This window comes from Pseudomonas sp. Xaverov 83, assembly GCF_019352905.1.
GTDB classification, from domain to species: domain Bacteria; phylum Pseudomonadota; class Gammaproteobacteria; order Pseudomonadales; family Pseudomonadaceae; genus Aquipseudomonas; species Aquipseudomonas yamanorum.
Genome location: NZ_JAAAFU010000029.1, coordinates 269,565 through 291,188 on the forward strand (window position 1 = coordinate 269,565; position 21,624 = coordinate 291,188).

A 21,624-nucleotide genomic window follows, 5' to 3' on the forward strand; every position below is an offset into this window, starting at 1 on the left:
AGGCAAGCCAGCTCCCACAGTTGATCTCCACACCTTTCTAGATCAGGGTTTAAAAGTCATAACTGAGCCGCGTGTAGTAAAACGCTCCTTCCGGCGCCGTCGGCGACAGGTAGCTGTATTGCTGGCCCGGGGTCTGGCGCAAACGGGTGTTGTAGTCATCAGGCTTGCTGTCGAACAGGTTGTTGACGCCCACCGACACCCGCAGTTGTTTGGTGAAGGCGTAGTTCACGTCCAGGTCGGTGGTCCATTGCGCGCTGAAGGTCTGGTCGTACTGGGCGTTGGCTTCGCTCGAGGCATATTTGCGGTACTTGCCGTAACGGGTTTCGTTGAGGGCGATGGTCCATTGGTTGAGCTTGTGGACCGCGCCAAACACCAGCTTGTCTTCCGGGTAACCGTGCTCCAGGAAGCCACGGGACTCGCGGGTCAGCACTTCGAAACCATTGGGGTTTTCGTGGACCTTTTCGATTGTGGTGCGGGCCTTGGTGTAGCCCGCCGACAGGTTCAGGTTGCCGAACTGCTCAAGGTCCAGGTTGTACTTGCCCACGATGTCGACGCCACGGGTGCGGGTGTCGGCGGCGTTAGTCATGAACTGCGCCCAGGAGTACTGGCCGTAGCCGGCATCCTTGAGGATCTGCTCGGCCAGTGGCCCGGAAATCCCGCCGCTGAACAGCAGGCGGTCACGAATCGAGATCTGGTAGGCATCGATGGTCAGCGAGGCCTGTTCGGTTGGGCGCAGCACCAGGCCCAGGGAATAGTTGGTGGACTTCTCGGGTTTCAGCGGCTGGGCACCGAGGGCGCGGGCGGCCGGGTTGTCGGCGGGCAGCATGCGGGTCAGCACCGGGTTGCCGTTGGCGTCGAGGTTGGTGGTGGTGGTCCAGGAAGTACCGATCTGCCCCAGGCTCGGCGCGTGGTAGGCGTTATTGACCGTGGCCCGCAGGCCGACTTGCGGGGTGAAGTCATAGCGCGCCGAGAGCTTGCCGGTGGTGGCCGAGCCGAAGTCCGAGTAGTGCTCGGTACGCCCGGCAATGCCCACCTGGAGCTTGTCGGTGACCTGGTTTTCCAGGCCGAAGTACACGCCACCTACATCACGCTTGAAGGTGCCGGCGTCGTCCGGGGTCAGGCCCGACGCCTGCACCGCACCAACCTGCACGCCGTCGATGCCGCCGTAGGAGTAGGAATCGTAGTCGCCCGCCTCCAGCCGATACTGTTCATGCCGGTAGGCAACGCCCGCCGACACGGTGAGGGGATGGCTCGACCAGTCGACGTTCAGATCCTTGGCGTAATCCAGGGTGATGTTGGTCTGGTCGTTGACCAGCGTGGCCACGTTGAACTTGGTCGGGCTGTTGAGTCCATAGCTCGGGTTGACGGTGTTGAAGGCCAGTTCGTCGTGCTCGTCGCGGCCATAGGTGGCGCTCAAATCGAAGCGGCCGATGCTCTCGTCTTCGTAGCGGGTGCCGACGGTGACGGCGCCGTCTTCATAGCGATAGCGGTATTTCGGGATGGTGCCGTTGGGGTAGATCCCGGCCACGTTGTTAGGGCTGCTGGCCAGTAGCGGCGGCGTGTTGTTGACCGAGGTGTCCTGGCCGAAGGTGGCGAAGCTGTAGAGACGCCATTGGTCATTCAGGCCGATCTCGGCGTTGGCCGCCAGGTTGTATTTGTCGCGCCCGGCACCGCCCCAGCGCGGGTCTTGTACCTGGCCATCGGCGACGTATTTGTCGCCGATGTCATCGGGTTTGTTGTTCAGGGTGTTGAAGCTCAGGGTCAGGAAACCGTCCCCTGGCAAGCCGATACCGTACCAGCCATCGGTGGTTTTGCTGAAGCCGTCGCCTTGGGCGTATTTGCCCAGTTGGGTGTTGATGCCGCCACCGCTGTCGCGCTCCTTGAGCACGATGTTGACCACCCCCGCCACCGCGTCAGACCCGTATTGCGCCGAGGCGCCATCGCGCAGCACTTCGACGTGGTCGATGGCGCTGATGGGGATCATGTCCAGGTCCACCGGCTGCGCGCCAATGAACGGCACGCCGCCGGAAATGTTCACCACCGCCGAGGTGTGCCGGCGCTTGCCGTTGATCAGCACCAGGGTCTGGTCCGGGGACAAGCCGCGCAGGGACGCGCCTTTCGGATCCTGGCCGCGGGTGGCGCTGTTGTTCTGCGGAAAGTTGAACGACGGCAGCAGTTGGAACAGCGCCTGGTTAAGGCTGGTGGCGCCGGTTTGCTTGAGCTCTTCGGCGTTGATCACGTCTACCGGGGCGCTGCTGGTCAGGGCCGTGGCATCGCTGCGACGGGTACCGATGGCGACCACGCGGTCGAGGGTCGGCGCCTGGGCTTCGGCGGTTTGCGCCTTGATGCTGTTGCTGGCGGGCGCGGCTTTGGCGCCTTCCTTGATGATGAAGGCACCGTCCGGGCTGACCTGGACTTGCAGGCCGGTGCCCTTGAGTGCGGCGTCTACGGCCTGTTGCGCCGACAGTGAACCGTCGACCCTGGCCGAGGAATAGTTGCCCAGCTGCGGCGTGAAGGAAATCACTTGGCCGCTCTGGCGGCTGATGTTCAGCAGCACTTCGTCCAGCGGGCCGGGCGCGATGTGGTAGACCTGTCGCGCGTCTTCGGCGCTGGCAGCGAAAGACAGGAACAGACTGGCCAACGGCACCAGGGCAAAGGTTCGAAGCGGTGTACGGTTGAATGGGCTCACGTTGGCTCCCCCCAAGGAAACTCCTGAGCGCTGCTCCCCGCAGCGCCTACGGGAGTGATGTGGGATGGCCGGGGCAAAACTTGCAGATCGTTTGGTTATGTCGTTAGAACCGACATTCGGAAACGACGCGGTCAACTGTGGAAGCTGTCGAGCTTTAGCGAGGCTGCGATGGGATCGCTGCGGTACATCTGAGAGGCCGAGATGCTCGCATCGCAGGCAAGCCAGCTCCCACCTTGACCGAGGTGACCCGTTTTCAGGTGGCACTGACGGTCACCCACAAACCGGTCCGACGGGTGATGTGGATCGGCAGGGTGCGCGCCAGGGTGTCGAGGATCTGGTCGGGATTGTCGAGGCGGTACAGGCCGCTGACCCGCAACCCTGCTACTGCCGGATCGAGGCGCAGCACGCCGTTGTGATACGGGCGCAGTGCATCGATCACCTCCACCAGCGGGCGGTCGCGCACTTGCAGGAAGCCATCGATCCAGGCGGTCGCGCCCGAGGAACTGGCGAGCACCGGTCCGAAGCCGAAGCGGTCGTAAGTGACCTCGTGCCCGGCCTCCAGCTGCAGGCGTTCGCCGTTCTGGCCGTCGATCTCCAGGGCGCCGTTGAGCGCAACCACGTGGCCCTGCCCTTCGCGCTCACGCAACAGCAGGCGATTGCCATCGGCGCGCACTCGGGCCTGGTCAGTCTGGATGAAAAACGGCCGGTGGCTGTCCTTGGCGATCTTCGCCAGCAACTCACCGTCGCGCAGGCGCACCACGCGGCGTTGTGGGTCGAATTGAATATCGGCGGCACTGCGGGCGTTGAGCAGTAACTCGCTGCCATCGGCCAGCTCTACAGTGCGCCGTTCGCCGGTGCCGGTGCGGATATCGGCAGTCAAATCCTCCACCACCGGCCGGGCCAGCCAACCGGCGCCCAGCATCAGGCCAGCGCCCACCAGGGCGCCGCGCAACACGGTGCGGCGGCTGGAAGGCGCGTCCAGTGCCTGCTGCAATACCTTGCCGCTGACGCCTTGGGCCTGCGGGATTTGAAACACACCAAGGCGGGTTTCCAGTTGTTGGCACAAGGCTTCGTGACGCGGATCTGCGGCGCGCCACTGGTGGTAACGCTGCCAGTCGGTGGCACTCGCCTCGCCGGAGCGCAGCAACACCACCCAGCGAGTGGCGCTGTCGATCAGTTCGTCGCTCATTCCAGGCACAGCCGCAGGCAGCGATTGACGGCGCGGGTCATGTAGTCGCTGACCGAGCGTTGGGAAATGCCCAGCTCGGCCGCGATTTCCGGGTAGGTCAGGCCGTTGAGTTGCGACAACAGGAAGGTCGCCTTGACCTTGGCCGGCAAGCCGTCGAGCAACTGGTCGATGGCCTGCAGGGCTTCGAGCATTTGCGCGAGGTCTTCCGGGGATGGCGCGGGCGAGGTTTCGTCCTGATCGAGGGCGTCGAGGTAAGCGCGCTCCAGGTCTCGACGGCGCCATAGCTGGTACATCAGGCGTTGGGCGATGGTGGTGAGCAAGGCGCGTGGCTGGCGGATCGGCGCCACGCCCGGGGAACTCAACAGTTGGACGAAGGTGTCGGCGGCGATGTCTTCGGCGTGGGCACGGGAATCGAGATGGCGGTGCAAACGGCCGCACAGCCAGTCGTAATGACTGCGGAATAATCCGCCCACGTAATCGCTGTGAGAAGTGTCGGCGCCGGACATAGTGGCTCCATCTGAGTAGGTTGCGCGTTATGTCCGGTGTTCCGGTGGAGCGATCCTAGCAAGGCTGCTTATTCTTTAATAATATTTAAAAGGTATTTTTATATAACCGATCATTCCCACGCTCTGCGTGGGAATGCCGCCTTGGACGCTCCGCGTCTGCTTGAAATCGTGACGCAGAGCGTCACAGGATGCATTCCCACGCGGAGCGTGGGAACGATCATTGGAGGAGTGGATAACCCAGGGCTTCGGCCTGTTGCCGGTAATCCAGCAGCACCTGGTAATCCGCTTCGCTGGCGGGCAGCACTTCGTGTACGCCGAGGGTTTGCACCACGTCGGGCAGGTCCTGCAAGGCCAGGTTCATGGCTTCCCGCAGGTGTTCACTTGAGCCCGGCGCGGTGATGTACGGCAACGTCGGGCTGGGCGCACTGCGGGTGACGATCCGCAGCCCGGCCACTTCCTGCGGCGCAAAACGCGCGAGGTAGTCGAAGGTCACGCTGTCGATGGCGGCAAGGTCGGCGCGGTTTTCCCGCAGCCAGCGCAGGCTTTCGCGATGAGCGCCGCTGATACCGACTTCGGCAAAGAACCGACCGCCCTGCTGCAGCGGCGCCAGGCGTTCACGCAGCAGGTTCATGCCGCTGTTGGAGTCATGGCCGTTGATCACGCCGCGGCTGTTATGGAAGTCGGCCAAGGCGGTGCGTGGATTGTCGTCGCGGGTCAGCAGCAGGCTGCAATGCTGGCCGCCGCTGCTGTGGGGCAGTTCGTAGCGCGGGCGGCCAATCACCTGGACTTGCCCGCGCAACTCGGTCATCAGCGGGTAGCCGCAGGTTTGCGTCAGCAGCAATTCGGGGGCGCGCCACAGGCTGCGCAGGTCGAGATGTTCGGCATTGCGGCGGGTCAGGCCCAGGCGTTCAAGGATGCGCGAAAGCCAGCGCTCATTGGCCTGTTGCACTTCTTGTGGCGCCACGTACATCAGCAGTTCGGCGTAGCGGTCACTCATGATCGTCTCTCAAGCAAAGGGATGCCGTGGACTGTCGATGGCCTTGAGCCCGTGACGGCCGATCAACTGGCCGTAACCCTGCACCAGGAACCCGCCGCTGCGCGCCACCCATTGTTCCCGGCGCGCACGATAGACGGTGGGCAGCAAGTACCACGGCAACTTCGGCAAATCGTGATGCACCAGGTGCAGGTTGTTGTTGAGGAACAGCCAGGTCCACGGCCAGGCCGCTTCATTGAGCACCGTGCGCTGTTCCGGTTGTGGGTGCGGGCGGTGTTCATAGTAGGAACGGATCGCCGCCACCGACAAGGCCGGCACGCTGACCAGCACCACGTAGTGCCACACCGGCAACACGCTGTAGTGGGCAATGAAGGTCAGCATCAGCACGGTCACGGTGCCATGGCTCAGCCACATCAACCAGGCTTGGCGCTGGCCTTGGCGCAGACGCCTGAATTCGTTGCGCGCCAGTTTCCACAGCGCCAGCGGCGAACCCAGCAGGAAGCGCCCGAGGACGGTCTTGGTCAGCCAATGCAGGGTGCGCTCAAAGGGTGAACTCGCTGACCACTGCAATTGATTCAGGTAGCGGCTTTCCGGATCGACACCCGGCACCGTCAAGTCTTCGTCGTTGTGGTGCACCAGGTGGCAGTTGCGGTACAGGGTGTAGGGGTACCAGACGGCAAACGGCGCGTAGCCGAGGACTTTGTTCAGGGCATTGAAACGGGTGGGATGGCCGTGCAGGAGTTCGTGTTGCAGGGACATCCACAGCGTCACAAGCGGAATCAACAGCGCGGTACTCAGCCACAGGCCAAGCCAATGGCTGCCGAGCATCACTGTAAACCAACCGGTATACACACCGATCAACAGCAGCCAGGTCGGCCACTCGGTGCGAGCGGTAAAGGTCTGGGCCAGGGCTTCGATTTCGAGGCTGTGGGTTTCATCAAGGTAGTTGGACATCGGCAGCTCAGGGCAGGCGTGGCCGACGAAAAAGTCGGCTTCATCCTGCTCTGTGCAATGAGGCGGGGAAATCTTGCAGATCGTTTGGTGCTTAGCTTAGAACTTAATGACCGAACAGATTGCTGTCGGTTTTCTTGGCCTTTTTCTCGGCGCGTTTTTCATCGGCGGTCTTTGCCGGTTTCTTCTTGTCAGCTTTCTTGGAATTCAGACCTTTGGCCATGATGCGTGCTCCACTTACAGGGGATGTAACACTGGGTATAACACCGATTGCCCAACAGAAGGCGCTTTGCCCGACTTATAATCTTCGCCCCCTGAATTCGCGTGTTTGAAAACCATGCCCGAGTTGCACATCGACCGACTGGCAGAGCCTCTGTGGCCGCTGCTGAACAAGTTCTACCGCAGCCATAACTCACCGATGAAGGCCCTCAAGGGCGGCCAGTTGTGGGTGGCCAAAGGTAGCGAGATCGTCGCAGGGCTGTGCCTGACGCCGGTGGTGGGCGGGCAATGGTTGACCGGGCTGTTTGTCGACCCGGCGATGCGTGGCCAGGGGCTGGCGGCGCAATTGGTTCGAGCCTCGGTGGCCGGCGTTGAAGGCACGGTGTGGCTGCTGTGCCATCCGGACCTGGAAGGTTTTTACCAGCGCCTGGGTTTTACCCAGGACACGTTGCTGCCGCAGTCTCTGTCCGAGCGCCTGGTGCGTTACAAACGTAACAAGCCAATGATTGCGATGGGCTTAGAACCGTTGGTGAGGTCGACCTTCAATAAAGTGTGATCAGCCGTTGTGGGCCCCATGCTAGCCTCGGCGGCACCAGCGGCCCATTACAGGATGATCATGAAAGCGACCCTTGCAGCCTTATCCCTTGCAGCCCTCCTCTCCCCGGCCTTGAGCCAGGCAGCCGAAGCGCCGGTTTCCGCCGAGCAGTACGCAAGCGTGCTCGCCGGCAGTTGGCGCCTGCCGGCCAACAGCGCGCGCGATGTTTATCGTCACCCGCAACAGACCCTGGAATTCTTTGGCTTGCGGGCTAACCAGACCCTGATCGAAATCACCCCGGGTGCCGGCTGGTACAGCGAAGTGCTGGCGCCGCTGCTCAAGGATAATGGCCATTACATCGCCGCTGTGCAGGCGCCGAATAGCAGTGCCTATGCGCGTACGTCAGAGGAAAACCTGAAGAAGAAATTCGCCGCAGACCCGGTGCATTATTCCAAGGCAGGCTTTGCCGAGTTCGACCCCAAGGCGCCGGTGCTGGGCACTCCAGGCTCGGCGGACACCGTGCTGACTTTTCGCAACGTGCATAACTGGGTGATGGCGGATACGGCGCCGGCGATGTTCGAGGCGTTCTTCAAGGTGTTGAAGCCGGGTGGCGTGCTGGGGGTGGTGGATCACCGGGCCAAGGATGGGGCATCGCTGGAGGACATCAAGCACAGCGGTTACCTGACCACGGCGTATGTGGTGAAACTGGCGACCGATGTGGGGTTCAAGCTTGAGGGACAGAGTGAGGTGAATGCCAACCCGAAAGACACCAAGGATTACCCGGATGGGGTCTGGACCTTGCCGCCGGCGTTGACGTTGGGGGAGAAGGACAAGGCGAAGTATGTGGCGATTGGTGAGTCGGACCGGATGACGTTGCGGTTTGTGAAGCCCGCAAAATCTGAATGAACATGACCTGATTGTGGGAGCTGGCTTGCCTGCGATGCAGGCACCTCGGTGTATCAGCTAAACCGAGGTGATGCTATCGCAGGCAAGCCAGCTCCCACAGTTTGAGGTGTGTTTTGCCTGAGGGTTATTCGTCTGCCGTCGGATCCATATCCGGGAACATCACTTCAATAAACCCGAATTTGCTGAAATCGGTAATCCGCGACGGGTACAGCCGGCCGATCAGGTGATCGCACTCGTGCTGTACCACCCGTGCGTGAAAGCCTTCGGCGATCCGCACAATCGGCTCGCCCTTGGGGTCAAACCCTTCGTAGCGAATCTGCTGGTAGCGGTCCACTGCCCCACGCAAACCAGGCACCGACAGGCACCCTTCATAACCCTCTTCCAGCACCGGGCTGAGCGGCGTGATCAGCGGGTTGATCAGGATGGTCTGGGGCACGGCGGGCGCGTCGGGGTAGCGTTCGCTGCTCTCGAAACCGAAGATCACCAGTTGCAGGTCCACGCCAATCTGCGGTGCGGCCAGGCCAACGCCGCCGACGTGTTCCATGGTCTGGAACATGTCATCAATCAACTGCCACAGCTCGGGGCTGTCGAACATCTCCGGCGGAACCGGCGGGGCAATACGCAGCAGGCGTTCATCGCCCATTTTCAGGATTTCACGGATCATCGATCAGACTTCGTCGGTAGTGGGCTTGAGTGAGGGCTCTCGGCCGAGGCCGGAAACATGCTTTTTTTCGTCGTGCTCGTCAAAGTCCTTTTCACCAGGATCCTTGCCTTCAGCCGACATGTGTTCGATCACCGCGTTCATCTCCGCCCCCAGCAACAGCACGGCGGCCGAGATGTAGAAGTACAGCAGCAACACAATGATCGCGCCGATACTGCCATACATGGCGTTGTAGTCGGCGAAGGTTTTGACGTAGTAGCCAAACCCCAGGGAAGCGATGATCCAGACCACCACCGCCAGCACCGATCCTGGGGTGATAAAGCGAAACTTCTGCTTCACGTCAGGCATCACGTAGTACATCAAGGCCACGGAAAACATCAACAGGATCACGATCAGCGGCCAGCGCAGGATGGTCCACAGCGTGACCACGAATTCCTGCATGCCGATCTGCCCCGCCAGCCATTCCATCACCTGCGGCCCAAGCACCATCAGTGCAGCGGCGGCCAACAGCATGCCGGCGAAACCTACGGTGTAGAAAATCGACAACGGGAACCGCTTCCAGATAGGCCGGCCTTCCACCACGTCGTAGGCGGCGTTCATCGCACTCATCATCAGCCGCACACCCGCCGAGGCGGTGTACAGCGCAATCACGATACCCACCGACAACAGTCCACCCTTGGATTGCTGCAACTGGTCGATCACCGGGTTGACCTGCTCCAGGGCCTGGGGCGGCAATACCAATTCCGATTGCATGCGCAGCCAGGTGAAGAAGTCCGGCAGGTGCAGGAAACCGATCAGGGCAATCAGGAACAGGAGGAAGGGAAACAGCGAGAACAGCATCTGGTAGGCCAGTGCCGAGGCGTACGTAGGCATCTCGTCATCGAGGAACTCTGTGACGGTGCGCACCAGCACTTTGTGCAAGGGCAGGCCTTGTAATACCGGAAAAATCATAGCGTCTCCTTTCGCCGCAAAAAATATGAGTTCGTGGGCGACTCAGGGGCCGTTTTCTACATCAAGGTAGCCCATTTGGCGACCTTGAAACAATTTCCAATGTTTAATCACTACGGGTGACACAAAAACGGCCATCCGTGGATGGCCGTTCGGCTGCTGGAGAGCAGTCAGCCAGGTCAGGACTATTTGACCGCTTTCTTTACCGCGTCCTTGGTGTCGCCGACTGCTTTTTGCACTTCGCCTTTCTTTTCCTGAACCACGCCTTCAGCCCGCAACTTGTCGTTGCCGGTGACTTTGCCAACACCTTGTTTGATGTTGCCGACGGCTTCGTTCGCCAAACCTTTTGCCTTATCCGATGTGCTACTCATGGTATTTCTCCTGGGAACAATCGAGGATTTTGGTCACTACGTAATCGTTGACCCTTGGCCTTTCCAGAGAGTTTCAATTATTTTTTGAGCGGCATTTCATCGCGCCGTACAGGTTTGGCTTTATGTTTTGCGGCCAACCCACGAGAATGCCGGGCACATCCAGGCGCAAGCGCTGGATAACAGATCCCGTAGGAAGGTTATGAAACTCAATAAAGCACAGGCCATCGCCCGCAGAAACCAGGAACTGGGCGGTGCCGTACTCGGCGTCAACAACTGCCACTTCACCGACCTGGACCGCAAACGCAACATCTGGTGGTTCGACCTGCCGGTGGGCCGGATTGCCGTGGGCCAGTACGAGTGGATTCACTTGTTGATGCACAACGCCGAAAGCGACCAGTTGCTGCACCTGAAGGTGCCGACGGTGTTTTTGCGCGAGAAGCTGGAAGGGCTGGTGGTGCGTAATGCTGGCAAGCGTAAGCCGGAGATCACTTTGGAGCTGAGTGCCGACAAGGACTCGTTCCTGAAGGATGTACGCCCGGCTGGTGCCGGTGTGAGCTTCGCGCAATTCGTACTGTAGGAATACGGTTCAAACCTGTGGGAGCTGGCTCGCCTGCGATAGCGGTGGGTCAGCTAACACCGCGGTGACTGGCCCACCGCTATCGCAGGCAAGCCAGCTCCCACATTTGGATTGCATTCCAAGTGGCGGAATCATCGCCAATAAAAAGCCCCGCATCTGCGGGGCTTTTTGTTGGGGCCGATTTACTTCTTCAAACCCAACTTTTTCAGTTCTTCGTCCCGCAGTTCACGACGCAGGATCTTGCCCACGTTGGTGGTCGGCAGCGCATCGCGGAACTCCACGGCCTTGGGCACCTTGTAGCCGGTGACGTTGGCACGCATGTGCTCCATCACCTGGTCTTTGGTCAGGGTGGCACCGGGCTTGACCACGATGAAGATCTTGATGTGTTCCCCGGACTTCTCGTCCGGCACACCAATGGCCGCACATTGCAGCACGCCCGGCAGGGTCGCCAGCACGTCTTCCAGCTCGTTGGGGTACACGTTGAAACCGGAGACCAGGATCATGTCCTTCTTGCGGTCGACAATGCGCATGTAGCCATCGGGCTGGATGATCGCGATATCACCGGTCTTCAGCCAGCCTTCGCTGTCGAGGATCTCGGCGGTGGCGTCTTCGCGCTGCCAGTAGCCCTTCATCACTTGCGGGCCCTTGACGCACAACTCGCCCACTTCACCCAGCGCCAGTTCGACGCCGTCATCGGTGATGACCTTGCACAGGGTCGACGGCACCGGGATGCCGATGGTGCCGATCTGGATGTTCTGGATCGGGTTCACGGTGGCCACCGGGCTGGTTTCGGTCATGCCGTAACCTTCGCAGATGGAGCAGCCGGTAACCGCTTTCCAGCGCTCGGCCGCCGCCAGTTGCAGGGCCATGCCACCCGACAGGGTGACTTTCAGCGCCGAGAAATCCAGCTTGCGGAAGGCGTCGTTGTTGCACAGCGCAACAAACAGGGTGTTCAGGCCGACAAAGCCGCTGAACTTCCACTTCGACAGTTCCTTGACCATCGCCGACAGGTCGCGCGGGTTGCTGATCAGGATGTTGTGGTTGCCGATCAGCATCATCGCCATGCAATGAAAGGTGAAGGCATAGATGTGGTACAGCGGCAGCGGGGTAATCAGGATCTCGCAGCCTTCATTGAGGTTGGAGCCCATCAGCGCCTTGCACTGCAGCATGTTGGCGACGAGGTTGCGGTGGGTCAGCATCGCGCCCTTGGCCACGCCGGTGGTGCCGCCGGTATATTGCAGCACGGCCACGTCACTGGCGTCGGGGCTGACTTCGTTCACCGGCTGGCCGTGGCCCTTGGCCAAGACGTCGTTGAACTTGATGGCCTTGGGCAAGTGATAAGCCGGGACCATCTTCTTCACGTACTTGATGACGCTGTTGATCAGCAGGCGCTTGAGCGGCGGCAACAGGTCGGCGACTTCGGTGACGATCACGTGCTTGACGGAAGTCTTGGGCACGACTTTTTCAGCCAGGTGCGCCATGTTGGCCAGGCAAACCAAGGCCTTGGCACCGGAGTCGTTGAATTGGTGTTCCATTTCCCGCGCGGTGTACAGCGGGTTGGTGTTGACCACGATCAAGCCGGCACGGATGGCACCGAATACGGCGACCGGGTATTGCAGGACGTTGGGCAGTTGCACGGCGATTCGATCACCGGGCTGCAAGTCGGTATGCTGTTGCAGGTAGGCGGCAAAGGCGCCGGACAGTTCGTACAGTTCACCGTAGGTGATTGTCTTGCCCAGGTTGCTGAAAGCCGGTTTGTTGGCGAAGCGTTGGCAGGACTGTTTCAGTACCGCCTGAATATTCGGATACTCGTCTGGATTGATTTCTGCAGCAATCCCGGCGGGGTACTTATCCTTCCAAAAGTCTTCGATCATGGAAGCCCACTCCTCAGCGACGCGAATTCATTCATCGCATTTGATGCGATTATTATTTGTTTGTTTTTGGGTGAGTCTGGCGGTTAAAAGCAGGCCAAGAGGTCACAAAGCGCGCCGAGAGTAGCAGCTTTGCCAAGGGCCGCCTAGAGCCAAAAGAGGCCCCTACGGTCATAAACATGACTCAAGAATATCTAATGGTCATTTTTAGAGCAAAGATTCTATAAGCCGATAAAAGGCTCTGGAATGGGCTTCTACACATTTAAACTGAATGAATAAACACCAAATGTGGGAGCGGGCTTGCTCGCGAAAGCGCAGTGTCAGTCACAGGATATGTCGACTGGTACACCGCTTTCGCGAGCAAGCCCGCTCCCACATTTTTTGACCTTATTTCAAATCAGGCTATGTCGCGCAATTCACGCCGCAAGATCTTGCCCACCGGCGTCATCGGCAACGACTCACGCAACACAATGTGCTTGGGCACCTTGTAGCCAGTGAAGTTGGCCTTGCAGTAGGTCTTCAGCTCTTCAAGGCTCACGCCTTGGGCACGGGCCACCACAAACAGCTTCACCGCCTCGCCGGTACGCTCGTCCGGTACGCCGATCACTGCGCAGCTGGCCACCGCTGGATGCGCCATCACCACGTCTTCGATCTCGTTGGGGTACACGTTGAAGCCCGAGACGATGATCAAATCCTTCTTGCGATCAACGATGCGCACAAAGCCGTCCGGGTCGATCACCGCGATATCGCCGGTCTTGAGCCAGCCTTCGGCGTCCAGGGTCTCGGCGGTCGCCACCGGTTGCTGCCAGTAGCCCTTCATCACTTGCGGGCCCTTGATGCACAACTCGCCCCGCTCGCCCAGCGGCAACTCCACGCCGTTGTCGTCGATGACTTTCATCGCCGTGCCCGGCACCGGAATGCCCACGGTACCCAGCTTCGATTTGCCGCCATAGGGGTTGGTGCTGGCCACTGGTGAGGTTTCGGTGAGGCCGTAGCCTTCGCCAATCGCGCAGCCGGTCAGTTGCTGCCAGCGCTCCGCCGTCGCCTTGACCAGCGCGGTGCCGCCGGAGTTGGTGAGCTTGAGGTGGGAGAAGTCCAGGGTCTTGAAATCCGGATGGTCCATCAACGCCACAAACAGCGTGTTGAGCCCCAGAATCCCGGTGAAGCGCCACTTTTTCAGCTCCTTGATAAAGCCGCCAATGTCCCGGGGATTGGTGATCAGCACGTTGTGGTTGCCGGACACCATCATGCACATGCAATTCGCGGTGAAGGCATAGATGTGGTACAGCGGCAGCGGCGCGACCATCACCTCCTGCCCTTCCTTGATCAGCGGATGGCCGTCGTCCCCCAGTTGCGACATGCACGCCCGCACTTGCTGCATGTTGGCCACCAGGTTGCCGTGGGTGAGCATGGCGCCCTTGGCCAGGCCGGTGGTGCCGCCGGTGTATTGCAGCACCGCGATGTCGTCCAGGGTCACGGGGTGGCGGATGAGCGCCTGGCCGGCGCCCATGTGCAGGGCACGCTTGAACGAGATGGCCTGGGGCAGGTTATAGGCCGGGACCATCTTCTTGACCTTGTCGACCACGGTGTTGATCAGCCAGCCCTTGGCGGCGGGCATGAAGTCGCCCATTTTCGCTTCGATCAGGTATTCGATCTCGGTGTCTTTGCTGACTTCTTCAACCCGCGAGCCGAACAGATTGAGGTACACCAATGCACGAATGCCGGCGTCCTTGAACTGGTGACGCATCTCCCGCGGGGTGTACAGAGGGTTGGTGTTGACCACGATCAGCCCGGCACGCAGGGCGCCGAACACGGCAATCGGATAATGCAGGACGTTGGGCATCTGCACCGCAATGCGATCACCCGGCTTGAGGTCGGTGTGCCCTTGCAGGTAACCGGCGAACGCGGCACTGCGCCGGTCCAGCTCGGCGTACGTCAGAGTGATCCCCATGTTGCTGAACGCCGGACGATCGGCAAAGGTCTTGCAGGAACGCTCGAAGACTTCGATCACCGACTTGTAGGCGCTCAGGTCGATCTCGCTGGGCACCCCGGCCGCGCGTTTGTCATTCCAGAAATCAGGTTGCATTATTCTTGTCCTCTTACCTGAGTGGTCCGGCCGCTTTTGATTGCAATGAAAGCGGAGCTTTGGGGACGTTAGCAGCTATGGTCAATCAGGCAAATACAACAAGATGCGTCATTGATTGTGTGAATCTCCCCGCCAAGGCCAGCACTGATCCAGCGGCCCGAGGCGATTGAGCGATACACTGCAACGACCCTGAGCAAAGGAAGCGCCATGAACCACACCACTTTCTGGCTGACCGCGAATGACCGCAGTCGGGTGTACGTCAACCAATGGCTACCCGACGGGCCGCCCAAGGCGCTGATCATGCTGGCCCACGGCATGGCCGAGCACAGTGGCCGCTATGGGCGCCTGGCCCAGGCGTTGTGTGACGCCGGTTACGGCCTGTACGCCCCCGACCAGCGCGGCCACGGGCGTACCGCCGACGAGGGCACCCTGGGGCTGTTCGCCGAGAAAGACGGCTGGAACAAAGTGGTGGGTGACCTGGCGAGCCTCAATCAGCACATCGGCCAGCAGGCGCCGGGCGTGCCGATCATCCTGCTGGGGCATAGCATGGGCAGCTACATCGCCCAGGCGTATCTGCTGCACCACAGCGCCAGCCTCAATGGGGCGATTCTCAGCGGCTCGAACTTCCAGCCGGTGGCGCTGTACGGCGCGGCCAAGGTGATTGCCCACGTCGAACGCCTGCGCCAGGGCTTGCGGGGGCGCAGCGCGCTGATTGATTTCCTGTCATTTGGATCGTTCAACAAAGCGTTTAAACCCAATCGCACCGCTTTCGACTGGCTCAGCCGCGACCCGGCGGAGGTCGACAAGTACGTCAACGACCCGCTCTGCGGCTTTCGCTGCACCAACCAGCTGTGGATCGACCTGCTCGGCGGCTTGCAGCAAATCAGCAAAGCGTCCAATCTCGCTCAGATCGATCCGGGCCTGCCGATCCTGATAATGGGTGGAGAATGTGATCCGGTCAGTGAAGGCAAGCGTCTCAAAAGTCTGGCCAACGCGTTGCGCGAAGCCGGCTGCCAGAATCTGGAGCTGAGCATTTATCCGCAGGCGCGCCACGAATTATTCAACGAAACCAACCGTGATGCGGTCACAGCCGATGTGCTGACGTGGCTGGCCCAGGCAGCAGTACTGCGCCGCCCTACTCGCTGCGAATGATTTTTCGTTTAAAATCAATACATTAAGATTATCGATTAGCCACAGGATGCAGCATCTGATGACCCAGGTTACCAACACGCCTTACGAAGCCCTCGAAGTCGGCCAGACCGCCAGCTACAGCAAGACCGTCGAAGAACGCGATATCCAGTTGTTCGCAGCGATGTCCGGCGACCACAACCCGGTGCACCTGGACGCCGAATTCGCCAAGGCGACCATGTTCAAGGAGCGCATAGCCCACGGCATGTTCAGCGGCGCCCTGATCAGCGCAGCGGTGGCGTGCGAGTTGCCCGGGCCCGGCACGATCTACATCGGCCAGCAAATGACCTTCCAGAAGCCGGTCAAAATCGGCGACACCCTGACCGTGCGTCTGGAAATCCTGGAGAAGCTGCCGAAATTTCGCGTGCGCATCGCCACCCGCGTGTTCAACCAGCGCGATGAGTTGGTGGTGGACGGTGAGGCTGAGATCCTCGCGCCGCGCAAGCAGCAGACCGTGACCTTGACCGAATTGCCGGCCATCAGCATCGGCTGAATAATCGCCCATGAAAAAGCCCCGCATCTGCGGGGCTTTTTTTATTCAGGCGGAGCTCAAGACTGAGCGCGAGCCTGGTTACGCAGGGCTTTCACCTGGTCGTGGTTACGTTGCGCGCCGTGGAACTGACGCTCCACCAGGTCACGAATGCCCAGCAGGTTGTGCTTGTTGATCTTCTCGATCGCTTCTTTGTAAGCCTTCAGTGCGTGGTCTTCACCGCGCTCGGCTTCGTTCAGTACAGCCTCTTCGTCTTTACCGGTAACCATCGACTTCACGTCGACCCAGCCACGGTGCAAGGCACCGGCGACGCTACCGGATTTTTCCGGATCGCCACCCAGGGCTTTAACGGCAGTCTGCAGTTCGGCAGCGGCGGTGGCGCAATCAGCGGAACGCTTGGCAAACAGGGCTTTGAGCTCTGGATGCTTGATGTCTTCTGCGCAGGTCTTGAAGCCTTCCTGGCCGTCCTTGCTGGTCTCGATCAGGTCATTAAGTACGGAGATCGATTCTTTGTTGATATCAGTCATTTTTCAATTCCTTCGCGGGTTAAGAAACGTGTCTTAGTAATTGCAGCGCCCGTGCCAGCTTTTGAAAAACGATTTAACCCTTATATTTCAACAAGTTATAAATTAATCAAAAATCTGTATCCGCTTTATTTGCATGATCTGTCATTTGGCCTCCATGCAGAATGCCTGTATTTTCCAAGGCATCGACTTAAACACCTGAAGCCCCAATGAATCCTGAAAAACTTGAATTGCTGATCACCCGCGAAATGCCCTTCGGCAAGTACAAGGGCCGGATCATCGCTGACCTGCCCGGCCCCTACCTGAACTGGTTTGCCCGTGAAGGCTTCCCCCACGGCGAGCTGGGCGGGTTGCTGGCACTGATGCAGGAAATCGACCACAACGGCTTATCCGAATTGCTGGAGCCCCTACGCGCCAAACACGGCAAGCCTGCCCCTCGTCATTAATAGAGCACGCACATGGACAGTACCCGCGACGAACAACACTGGCACGCCATCGCCCAGCGCTACGACCTGGAGCCCGGCCCGATCAACCTCGAAAACGGTTACTTCGGGCGCATGAGCCGCGCGGTACTGCAGCAGTATCAAGACAACGTCGCCTTCATCAACCGCAGCAACTCGATCCATGTGCGCCAGCGTTTCGAGCAGGGCGAGAACGTCGAGATCCGTAACCAGTTGGCGCAATTGATGGACGCCGACCCTGAAGCCATCGCCCTCACCCGTTGCGCCTCGGATGCGTTGCAGTCGCTGATCCGTAACTACAACCGCTTGCAGCCCGGCGACCAGGTGCTGATCAGCGACCTGGAGTACGACACCGTCAAGGGCGCCATGCGCTGGCTGGCGCAGAATCGTGGCGTAGAAGTGATCGAGATTGCCCACGAACACCCGGCCAGTTTCGACAGCCTGGTGCAGACGTACCGCGATGCCTTCGTGCGCTACCCGCGGCTCAAATTGCTGGCACTGACCTACGTCACCCACCGCACCGGGTTGGTAATGCCCGTGGAAGCGATTGCCAGCGCGGCCAAAGAACACGGAATTGATGTGATCCTCGATGGCGCCCATGCGCTGGGGCAGATCGAATTCAACCTGGCACAGTTGGGTATCGCGTTTGCCGGTTTCAACCTGCACAAGTGGATTGGCGCGCCATTGACCCTGGGCTTTATCTACATCGACCCACAGCGCTTGGCGGACATTGATCCGGACATGGGTGAGTTTCACTACTCCATCACCGATGTACGGGCCCGTACGCCGTACAGCACACCGAATTTCCCGGCACTGATGACCCTGCCGCTGGTGTTCGAGGAGCATCGCTTGTTGGGCGGTTCGAAGGCCAAGGGTGCCCGACTCAACTACCTGCGGGATTTGTGGGTGAGTGAGGTGCGGCAGTTGCCGGGGATTGAAGTGCTGACGCCGGATGATCCACGGCTGTATTGCGCGATCACCTCGTTCAAGTTCACTGATCAGCCGGATCAGCAGGTGATGGCGGATCGGTTGCTCAAGGAATACAACCTCTTCACCACAACCCGCAGCGGGGCCTCGTTCGGCAGTTGTATTCGGGTGACACCAGGCTTTTTGACCTCAGCGGCGGACATTCATGTGCTGATCAAAGCCATCACCGAACTCTGCAAAAACTGATCCGTAGCAGCTGTCGAGCGCCAGCGAGGCTGCGTCAGGCGCGACTCGGTTTTGCGCCTGGCTCGATATCAGCGGTGCTGCCAACGCAGCCTCGCTGGCGCTCGACAGCTGCTAGGGGGGGTCGTGTCCTTGGTTTTCTTCCAGGCAAAAAAAAGCGGCACACCGACCAAGTGCGCCGCAAAAATGCCGTAGAACACAGCAACAACGATTCGGTAAATCCAATCAGTCCAGCAGGGCCAGCGCCTCGGCGGTGGTTTCCTGGATACGCGCCCAGTCGCCGTTCTTGATCCACTCTGGGTCCAGCATCCAGCTACCGCCCACGCACATCACATTCTTCAAAGCCATGTAGCTCTTGATGTTGGCCGGGCCTACGCCGCCAGTCGGGCAGAATTTCACTTCGCCAAACGGGCCGCCCAAGGCCTTGATCGCCGCCACGCCACCGCTCACCTCAGCCGGGAACAGTTTGAAGCGGCGATAACCCAGGCCATAACCTTCCATGATCCCGGAGGCATTGCTGATGCCCGGCAACAGCGGAATCGAGCTGTGTACCGAGGCTTCCAGCAGGTCACGGGTAATCCCGGGGGTGACGATAAATTGCGAACCGGCCACTTCGGCCGCTTCCAGCATATGGCGATCCAGCACGGTACCGGCACCGGTGCACAGCTCCGGACGCTGCTCACGCAGCACCTGGATGGCCTTGAGGCCGAACTGCGAACGCAGGGTCACTTCCAGTGCGGTCAAACCACCGGCAGCCAGGGCATCGGCCAGCGGCAGAATGTCCTGTTCACGGGCAATGGTGATCACCGGCAGGATCCGCGCCTTGGCGCAGAGGCTGTCGATCAAGGCAACTTTGTCCGCCATGGAAACGGTAGGTTGAGGGCTGTTCATCGCGGCTGATCCTTGGCTCATGGGCACCAGTAAATCTCTAAAGTAGGTTGCAAAAACGCGCGTATCGGCATGGCAGCAACGTCGTCACTGGCCAGCGCGGCGCTCAAGGTGGTCAATTTCGAGCTACCGGAAATCGACAGCACGGTGTAGTGGGCGGTAGCCAGCAACGCGCGACTCATGGTCAGGCGCTGGTGCGGCACGGTCGGCGCCAGCATCGGCCAGCAACGACGGCTGCCATCGGGCTTCAGCGCTTCAGCCAGGTTCGGGCTGTTGGGGAACAGCGATGCAGTGTGGCCGTCGTCGCCCATGCCCAGCACCAGCACGTCAATCGCCGGCAACTCGGCCAACAGGCGATCGGCCTGCTCGGCAGCGTCATCAAGGGTGGCGGCCACGCTGTACAGGCTCAGGAACTTCGCCTTGGCCGCCGGGCCTTGCAGCAAATACTTCTTCAACAGGCCGGCATTGCTGTCGGCATGTTCCACCGGCACCCAGCGCTCGTCGGCCAGGGTGATGGTCACCTTGGACCAGTCCAGGCCTTGCTTGGCGAGGTTCTGGAAGAACGCCACCGGGCTGCGGCCACCGGATACCACCAGGGTCGCTGCGCCACGGGCACTGATGGCCGCGCGCAGTTGTTCGGCCACGTCATTGGCCAAGCCATCGGCCAGCAGCACCGGGTTGCGGTACTCATGGGCCGTCACGCCCTGAGGCAGTTTCAAATCAGATATCGCCATACCAAGACCTCCCGTCCCGCGTGATCAGTGCAATCGAGCTCATCGGCCCCCAGGACCCCGCCGCATACGGCTTGGGCGCATCACCGGATTTTTTCCACCCGGCGATCAACTGGTCACACCACTTCCACGCGGCTTCGATTTCATCTTTGCGCACAAACAGGTTCTGGTTGCCACGCATGACTTCAAGTAACAACCGCTCGTAGGCATCGGGAATCCGCGCGCTGCGATAGGTGTCGGAAAAATTCAGTTGCAGTGGCCCGCTGCGCAGTTGCATGCCCTTGTCCAGGCCCTGCTCCTTGGTCATCACTCGCAAGGAAATCCCTTCGTCCGGTTGCAGGCGGATGATCAGTTTGTTGCTGATCTGCAAGCGCTGCTCGGGGGCGAAGATGTAGTGGGACGGTTCCTTGAAGTGGATGACGATCTGCGACAGCTTTTGCGGCATGCGCTTGCCGGTGCGCAGGTAGAACGGCACCCCGGCCCAACGCCAGTTACGGATATCGGCCCGCAGCGCGACGAAGGTTTCGGTGTCGCTCTGGGTGTTGGAATTCTCTTCTTCCAGGTAACCCGGCACCGGCTTGCCGGCGCTGTAGCCGGCGATGTATTGGCCGCGCACCACCTGGGTGGTGAGGCCGTCCGGGCTGATGGGCGCCAGGGCCTTGAGCACCTTGACCTTCTCGTCACGAATACTGTCGGCAGACAGGTCGGCCGGCGGGTCCATGGCGATCAGGCACAGCAGCTGCAGCAGGTGGTTCTGGATCATGTCCCGCAGTTGCCCGGCCTTGTCGAAATAGCCCCAGCGACCTTCGATGCCTACCTGCTCGGCCACGGTGATTTCCACGTGGGAGATGTAGTTCTGGTTCCACTGGGTTTCAAACAGGCTGTTGGCAAATCGCAGGGCGATCAGGTTCTGGACGGTTTCTTTGCCCAGGTAGTGGTCGATGCGGTAGGTGCGGTTTTCCGGGAAAAACTGCGCCACGGCGTCGTTGACCTTGCGCGAGGAATCCAGGTCCGAGCCGATGGGTTTTTCCAGGACGACCCGGGTGTTTTCCGCCAGGCCGACCTTGGACAGGTTCTCGCAGATCGCGCCATACACCGCCGCCGGGGTGGCGAAGTAGGCAATCAGGCGTTGTTCAGTGCCGGCGTTCTCTGCCAGGGCGACGTAGTCGTCGGCCTTCAGGAAGTCGACGTGCAGGTACGTCAGGCGGGCCAGGAAGCGCTGGGCGACGGTTTCGTCCAGTTCCTTGCCAACGTAGCTACGCAATTCTTTTTCGATGTGGGCCAGGTGCTGTTGCTCGGAACCGGCCTCACGGGCCAGGGCCAGGATGCGTGTGTCTTCGTGCAGGAGGCCGGCGCCATCGAGTTGATAGAGGGCAGGAAATAACTTGCGCAGCGCCAGATCACCCAAGGCGCCAAACAGGGCAAAGGTGCAGGGTTCTACGGTTATCGAAGGCATGATGTTTGTTCTTTTATCAAGTTAAGCTACAAATACCTTTTTTTAAGGCATCACTCAAGGAAAAATGTAGTAATAACCACAACATTTTCCCGAAAAACGTATTCCGAGTGGTGGTGTTCAACTACCCTCAGTAGGATAGGCCACCGCAAAGGGCCGCTCGTCGATTGGTTGACGACCCTTATTTGCATCGTCGCCCTAAGGAAACATGAATGG

General features: G+C 60.1%; 21 protein-coding genes. 7 read left to right on the plus strand and 14 right to left on the minus strand.

What is annotated here, in order from left to right; all coding sequences use genetic code 11:
• Positions 1-49: 49 nt before the first annotated feature.
• From K0H47_RS12630 to K0H47_RS12650, 5 genes are all read right to left on the minus strand, one after another.
• On the minus strand, positions 50-2,689 hold the full coding sequence (locus tag K0H47_RS12630) for a TonB-dependent receptor (RefSeq protein WP_063033911.1): 2,640 nt from the start codon (positions 2,687-2,689) through the stop codon (positions 50-52).
• A 253-nt stretch (positions 2,690-2,942) separates the two neighbouring features.
• Positions 2,943-3,878, minus strand: a complete 936-nt coding sequence (locus K0H47_RS12635) for a FecR domain-containing protein (RefSeq protein ID WP_093206896.1) — start codon at positions 3,876-3,878, stop codon at positions 2,943-2,945.
• Positions 3,875-4,384 carry a sigma-70 family RNA polymerase sigma factor gene (locus tag K0H47_RS12640; protein WP_003213062.1) on the minus strand — a complete coding sequence of 170 codons (510 nt, stop codon included), beginning with the start codon at positions 4,382-4,384 and terminating at the stop codon, positions 3,875-3,877. Before K0H47_RS12640 ends, K0H47_RS12635 begins: the two co-directional genes overlap by 4 nt.
• Before the next feature lie 217 nt (positions 4,385-4,601).
• Positions 4,602-5,381 carry a phosphate/phosphite/phosphonate ABC transporter substrate-binding protein gene (locus tag K0H47_RS12645; protein WP_219272815.1) on the minus strand — a complete coding sequence of 260 codons (780 nt, stop codon included), beginning with the start codon at positions 5,379-5,381 and terminating at the stop codon, positions 4,602-4,604.
• A 9-nt stretch (positions 5,382-5,390) separates the two neighbouring features.
• The gene (locus K0H47_RS12650) at positions 5,391-6,332 is read right to left on the minus strand and encodes a fatty acid desaturase (protein ID WP_219272816.1); all 942 of its coding nucleotides are present in this window, start codon (positions 6,330-6,332) and stop codon (positions 5,391-5,393) included.
• A 334-nt stretch (positions 6,333-6,666) separates the two neighbouring features.
• Here K0H47_RS12650 and K0H47_RS12655 point away from each other — a divergent pair, with 334 nt between their 5' ends.
• Positions 6,667-7,104, plus strand: a complete 438-nt coding sequence (locus tag K0H47_RS12655; RefSeq protein WP_063027719.1) for a GNAT family N-acetyltransferase — start codon at positions 6,667-6,669, stop codon at positions 7,102-7,104.
• A 60-nt stretch (positions 7,105-7,164) separates the two neighbouring features.
• On the plus strand, positions 7,165-7,989 hold the full coding sequence (locus K0H47_RS12660) for a class I SAM-dependent methyltransferase (RefSeq protein WP_219272818.1): 825 nt from the start codon (positions 7,165-7,167) through the stop codon (positions 7,987-7,989).
• Positions 7,990-8,113: 124 nt separating this feature from the next.
• Here the strand turns inward: K0H47_RS12660 and def are convergent, their stop codons facing one another.
• The 3 genes from def to K0H47_RS12675 all read right to left on the minus strand — a co-directional run bounded on the left by def (position 8,114) and on the right by K0H47_RS12675 (position 9,969).
• Entirely contained in the window at positions 8,114-8,653 is a 540-nt protein-coding gene (def, locus tag K0H47_RS12665) for a peptide deformylase (RefSeq protein ID WP_003213049.1), read from the minus strand.
• A 3-nt stretch (positions 8,654-8,656) separates the two neighbouring features.
• The gene (locus tag K0H47_RS12670) at positions 8,657-9,601 is read right to left on the minus strand and encodes a YihY/virulence factor BrkB family protein (RefSeq protein WP_219272819.1); all 945 of its coding nucleotides are present in this window, start codon (positions 9,599-9,601) and stop codon (positions 8,657-8,659) included.
• A 182-nt stretch (positions 9,602-9,783) separates the two neighbouring features.
• The gene (locus K0H47_RS12675; protein WP_003213044.1) at positions 9,784-9,969 is read right to left on the minus strand and encodes a CsbD family protein; all 186 of its coding nucleotides are present in this window, start codon (positions 9,967-9,969) and stop codon (positions 9,784-9,786) included.
• Positions 9,970-10,168: 199 nt separating this feature from the next.
• Here K0H47_RS12675 and K0H47_RS12680 point away from each other — a divergent pair, with 199 nt between their 5' ends.
• Positions 10,169-10,546, plus strand: a complete 378-nt coding sequence (locus K0H47_RS12680) for a hypothetical protein (RefSeq protein WP_178912724.1) — start codon at positions 10,169-10,171, stop codon at positions 10,544-10,546.
• A 182-nt stretch (positions 10,547-10,728) separates the two neighbouring features.
• Here the strand turns inward: K0H47_RS12680 and fadD1 are convergent, their stop codons facing one another.
• Together fadD1 and fadD2 are read right to left on the minus strand one after the other, a co-directional pair.
• A complete protein-coding gene (gene fadD1, locus K0H47_RS12685; RefSeq protein ID WP_017475748.1) occupies positions 10,729-12,420 on the minus strand; it encodes a long-chain-fatty-acid--CoA ligase FadD1 in 1,692 nt (563 codons plus the stop codon).
• Positions 12,421-12,814: 394 nt separating this feature from the next.
• Positions 12,815-14,503 (minus strand): long-chain-fatty-acid--CoA ligase FadD2, encoded by a 1,689-nt coding sequence (gene fadD2 / locus K0H47_RS12690; protein WP_219272821.1) that lies wholly within the window; start codon positions 14,501-14,503, stop codon positions 12,815-12,817.
• A 207-nt stretch (positions 14,504-14,710) separates the two neighbouring features.
• Between fadD2 and K0H47_RS12695 the strand changes: the two genes are divergently transcribed.
• Both K0H47_RS12695 and K0H47_RS12700 read left to right on the plus strand, forming a co-directional pair.
• Complete coding sequence (locus K0H47_RS12695; protein ID WP_063027711.1) at positions 14,711-15,655, plus strand: alpha/beta hydrolase; 945 nt, start codon at positions 14,711-14,713, stop codon at positions 15,653-15,655.
• Between the two features lie 58 nt (positions 15,656-15,713).
• Positions 15,714-16,184 (plus strand): MaoC family dehydratase, encoded by a 471-nt coding sequence (locus tag K0H47_RS12700; protein ID WP_003213034.1) that lies wholly within the window; start codon positions 15,714-15,716, stop codon positions 16,182-16,184.
• Positions 16,185-16,240: 56 nt separating this feature from the next.
• On the opposite strand, the gene K0H47_RS12705 is transcribed toward K0H47_RS12700, so the two are convergent.
• Complete coding sequence (locus tag K0H47_RS12705) at positions 16,241-16,708, minus strand: PA2169 family four-helix-bundle protein (RefSeq protein WP_017475745.1); 468 nt, start codon at positions 16,706-16,708, stop codon at positions 16,241-16,243.
• A gap of 206 nt (positions 16,709-16,914) precedes the next feature.
• Between K0H47_RS12705 and K0H47_RS12710 the strand changes: the two genes are divergently transcribed.
• Together K0H47_RS12710 and K0H47_RS12715 are read left to right on the plus strand one after the other, a co-directional pair.
• A complete protein-coding gene (locus K0H47_RS12710) occupies positions 16,915-17,151 on the plus strand; it encodes a DUF3820 family protein (protein ID WP_003213031.1) in 237 nt (78 codons plus the stop codon).
• A gap of 12 nt (positions 17,152-17,163) precedes the next feature.
• Positions 17,164-18,339, plus strand: coding sequence for an aminotransferase class V-fold PLP-dependent enzyme (locus K0H47_RS12715; protein ID WP_177027280.1), 1,176 nt, complete (start codon positions 17,164-17,166; stop codon positions 18,337-18,339).
• Positions 18,340-18,561: 222 nt separating this feature from the next.
• Here the strand turns inward: K0H47_RS12715 and K0H47_RS12720 are convergent, their stop codons facing one another.
• Genes K0H47_RS12720 through zwf form a run of 3 tightly spaced genes read right to left on the minus strand, consistent with a single transcriptional unit; the run spans position 18,562 to position 21,411 of the window.
• Positions 18,562-19,227, minus strand: coding sequence for a bifunctional 4-hydroxy-2-oxoglutarate aldolase/2-dehydro-3-deoxy-phosphogluconate aldolase (locus K0H47_RS12720; protein ID WP_177027281.1), 666 nt, complete (start codon positions 19,225-19,227; stop codon positions 18,562-18,564).
• A 17-nt stretch (positions 19,228-19,244) separates the two neighbouring features.
• Complete coding sequence (gene pgl / locus K0H47_RS12725; RefSeq protein WP_093206863.1) at positions 19,245-19,958, minus strand: 6-phosphogluconolactonase; 714 nt, start codon at positions 19,956-19,958, stop codon at positions 19,245-19,247.
• Positions 19,945-21,411, minus strand: coding sequence for a glucose-6-phosphate dehydrogenase (gene zwf / locus K0H47_RS12730; protein WP_063027707.1), 1,467 nt, complete (start codon positions 21,409-21,411; stop codon positions 19,945-19,947). The genes pgl and zwf overlap by 14 nt, the downstream gene beginning before the upstream one ends.
• Positions 21,412-21,624 lie beyond the last annotated feature (213 nt).

Coding starts and splice junctions, on each gene's coding strand:
- K0H47_RS12670 (WP_219272819.1), bottom strand. CDS start 9,601: ATGATTTTTCCGGTATTACAAGGCCTGCCCTTGCACAAAGTGCTGGTG.
- K0H47_RS12680 (WP_178912724.1), top strand. CDS start 10,169: ATGAAACTCAATAAAGCACAGGCCATCGCCCGCAGAAACCAGGAACTG.
- fadD2 (WP_219272821.1), bottom strand. CDS start 14,503: ATGCAACCTGATTTCTGGAATGACAAACGCGCGGCCGGGGTGCCCAGC.
- zwf (WP_063027707.1), bottom strand. CDS start 21,411: ATGCCTTCGATAACCGTAGAACCCTGCACCTTTGCCCTGTTTGGCGCC.
- pgl (WP_093206863.1), bottom strand. CDS start 19,958: ATGGCGATATCTGATTTGAAACTGCCTCAGGGCGTGACGGCCCATGAG.
- K0H47_RS12720 (WP_177027281.1), bottom strand. CDS start 19,227: ATGAACAGCCCTCAACCTACCGTTTCCATGGCGGACAAAGTTGCCTTG.
- K0H47_RS12715 (WP_177027280.1), top strand. CDS start 17,164: ATGGACAGTACCCGCGACGAACAACACTGGCACGCCATCGCCCAGCGC.
- K0H47_RS12675 (WP_003213044.1), bottom strand. CDS start 9,969: ATGAGTAGCACATCGGATAAGGCAAAAGGTTTGGCGAACGAAGCCGTC.
- K0H47_RS12695 (WP_063027711.1), top strand. CDS start 14,711: ATGAACCACACCACTTTCTGGCTGACCGCGAATGACCGCAGTCGGGTG.
- K0H47_RS12650 (WP_219272816.1), bottom strand. CDS start 6,332: ATGTCCAACTACCTTGATGAAACCCACAGCCTCGAAATCGAAGCCCTG.
- K0H47_RS12655 (WP_063027719.1), top strand. CDS start 6,667: ATGCCCGAGTTGCACATCGACCGACTGGCAGAGCCTCTGTGGCCGCTG.
- def (WP_003213049.1), bottom strand. CDS start 8,653: ATGATCCGTGAAATCCTGAAAATGGGCGATGAACGCCTGCTGCGTATT.
- K0H47_RS12700 (WP_003213034.1), top strand. CDS start 15,714: ATGACCCAGGTTACCAACACGCCTTACGAAGCCCTCGAAGTCGGCCAG.
- fadD1 (WP_017475748.1), bottom strand. CDS start 12,420: ATGATCGAAGACTTTTGGAAGGATAAGTACCCCGCCGGGATTGCTGCA.
- K0H47_RS12640 (WP_003213062.1), bottom strand. CDS start 4,384: ATGTCCGGCGCCGACACTTCTCACAGCGATTACGTGGGCGGATTATTC.
- K0H47_RS12710 (WP_003213031.1), top strand. CDS start 16,915: ATGAATCCTGAAAAACTTGAATTGCTGATCACCCGCGAAATGCCCTTC.
- K0H47_RS12645 (WP_219272815.1), bottom strand. CDS start 5,381: ATGAGTGACCGCTACGCCGAACTGCTGATGTACGTGGCGCCACAAGAA.
- K0H47_RS12705 (WP_017475745.1), bottom strand. CDS start 16,708: ATGACTGATATCAACAAAGAATCGATCTCCGTACTTAATGACCTGATC.
- K0H47_RS12635 (WP_093206896.1), bottom strand. CDS start 3,878: ATGAGCGACGAACTGATCGACAGCGCCACTCGCTGGGTGGTGTTGCTG.
- K0H47_RS12660 (WP_219272818.1), top strand. CDS start 7,165: ATGAAAGCGACCCTTGCAGCCTTATCCCTTGCAGCCCTCCTCTCCCCG.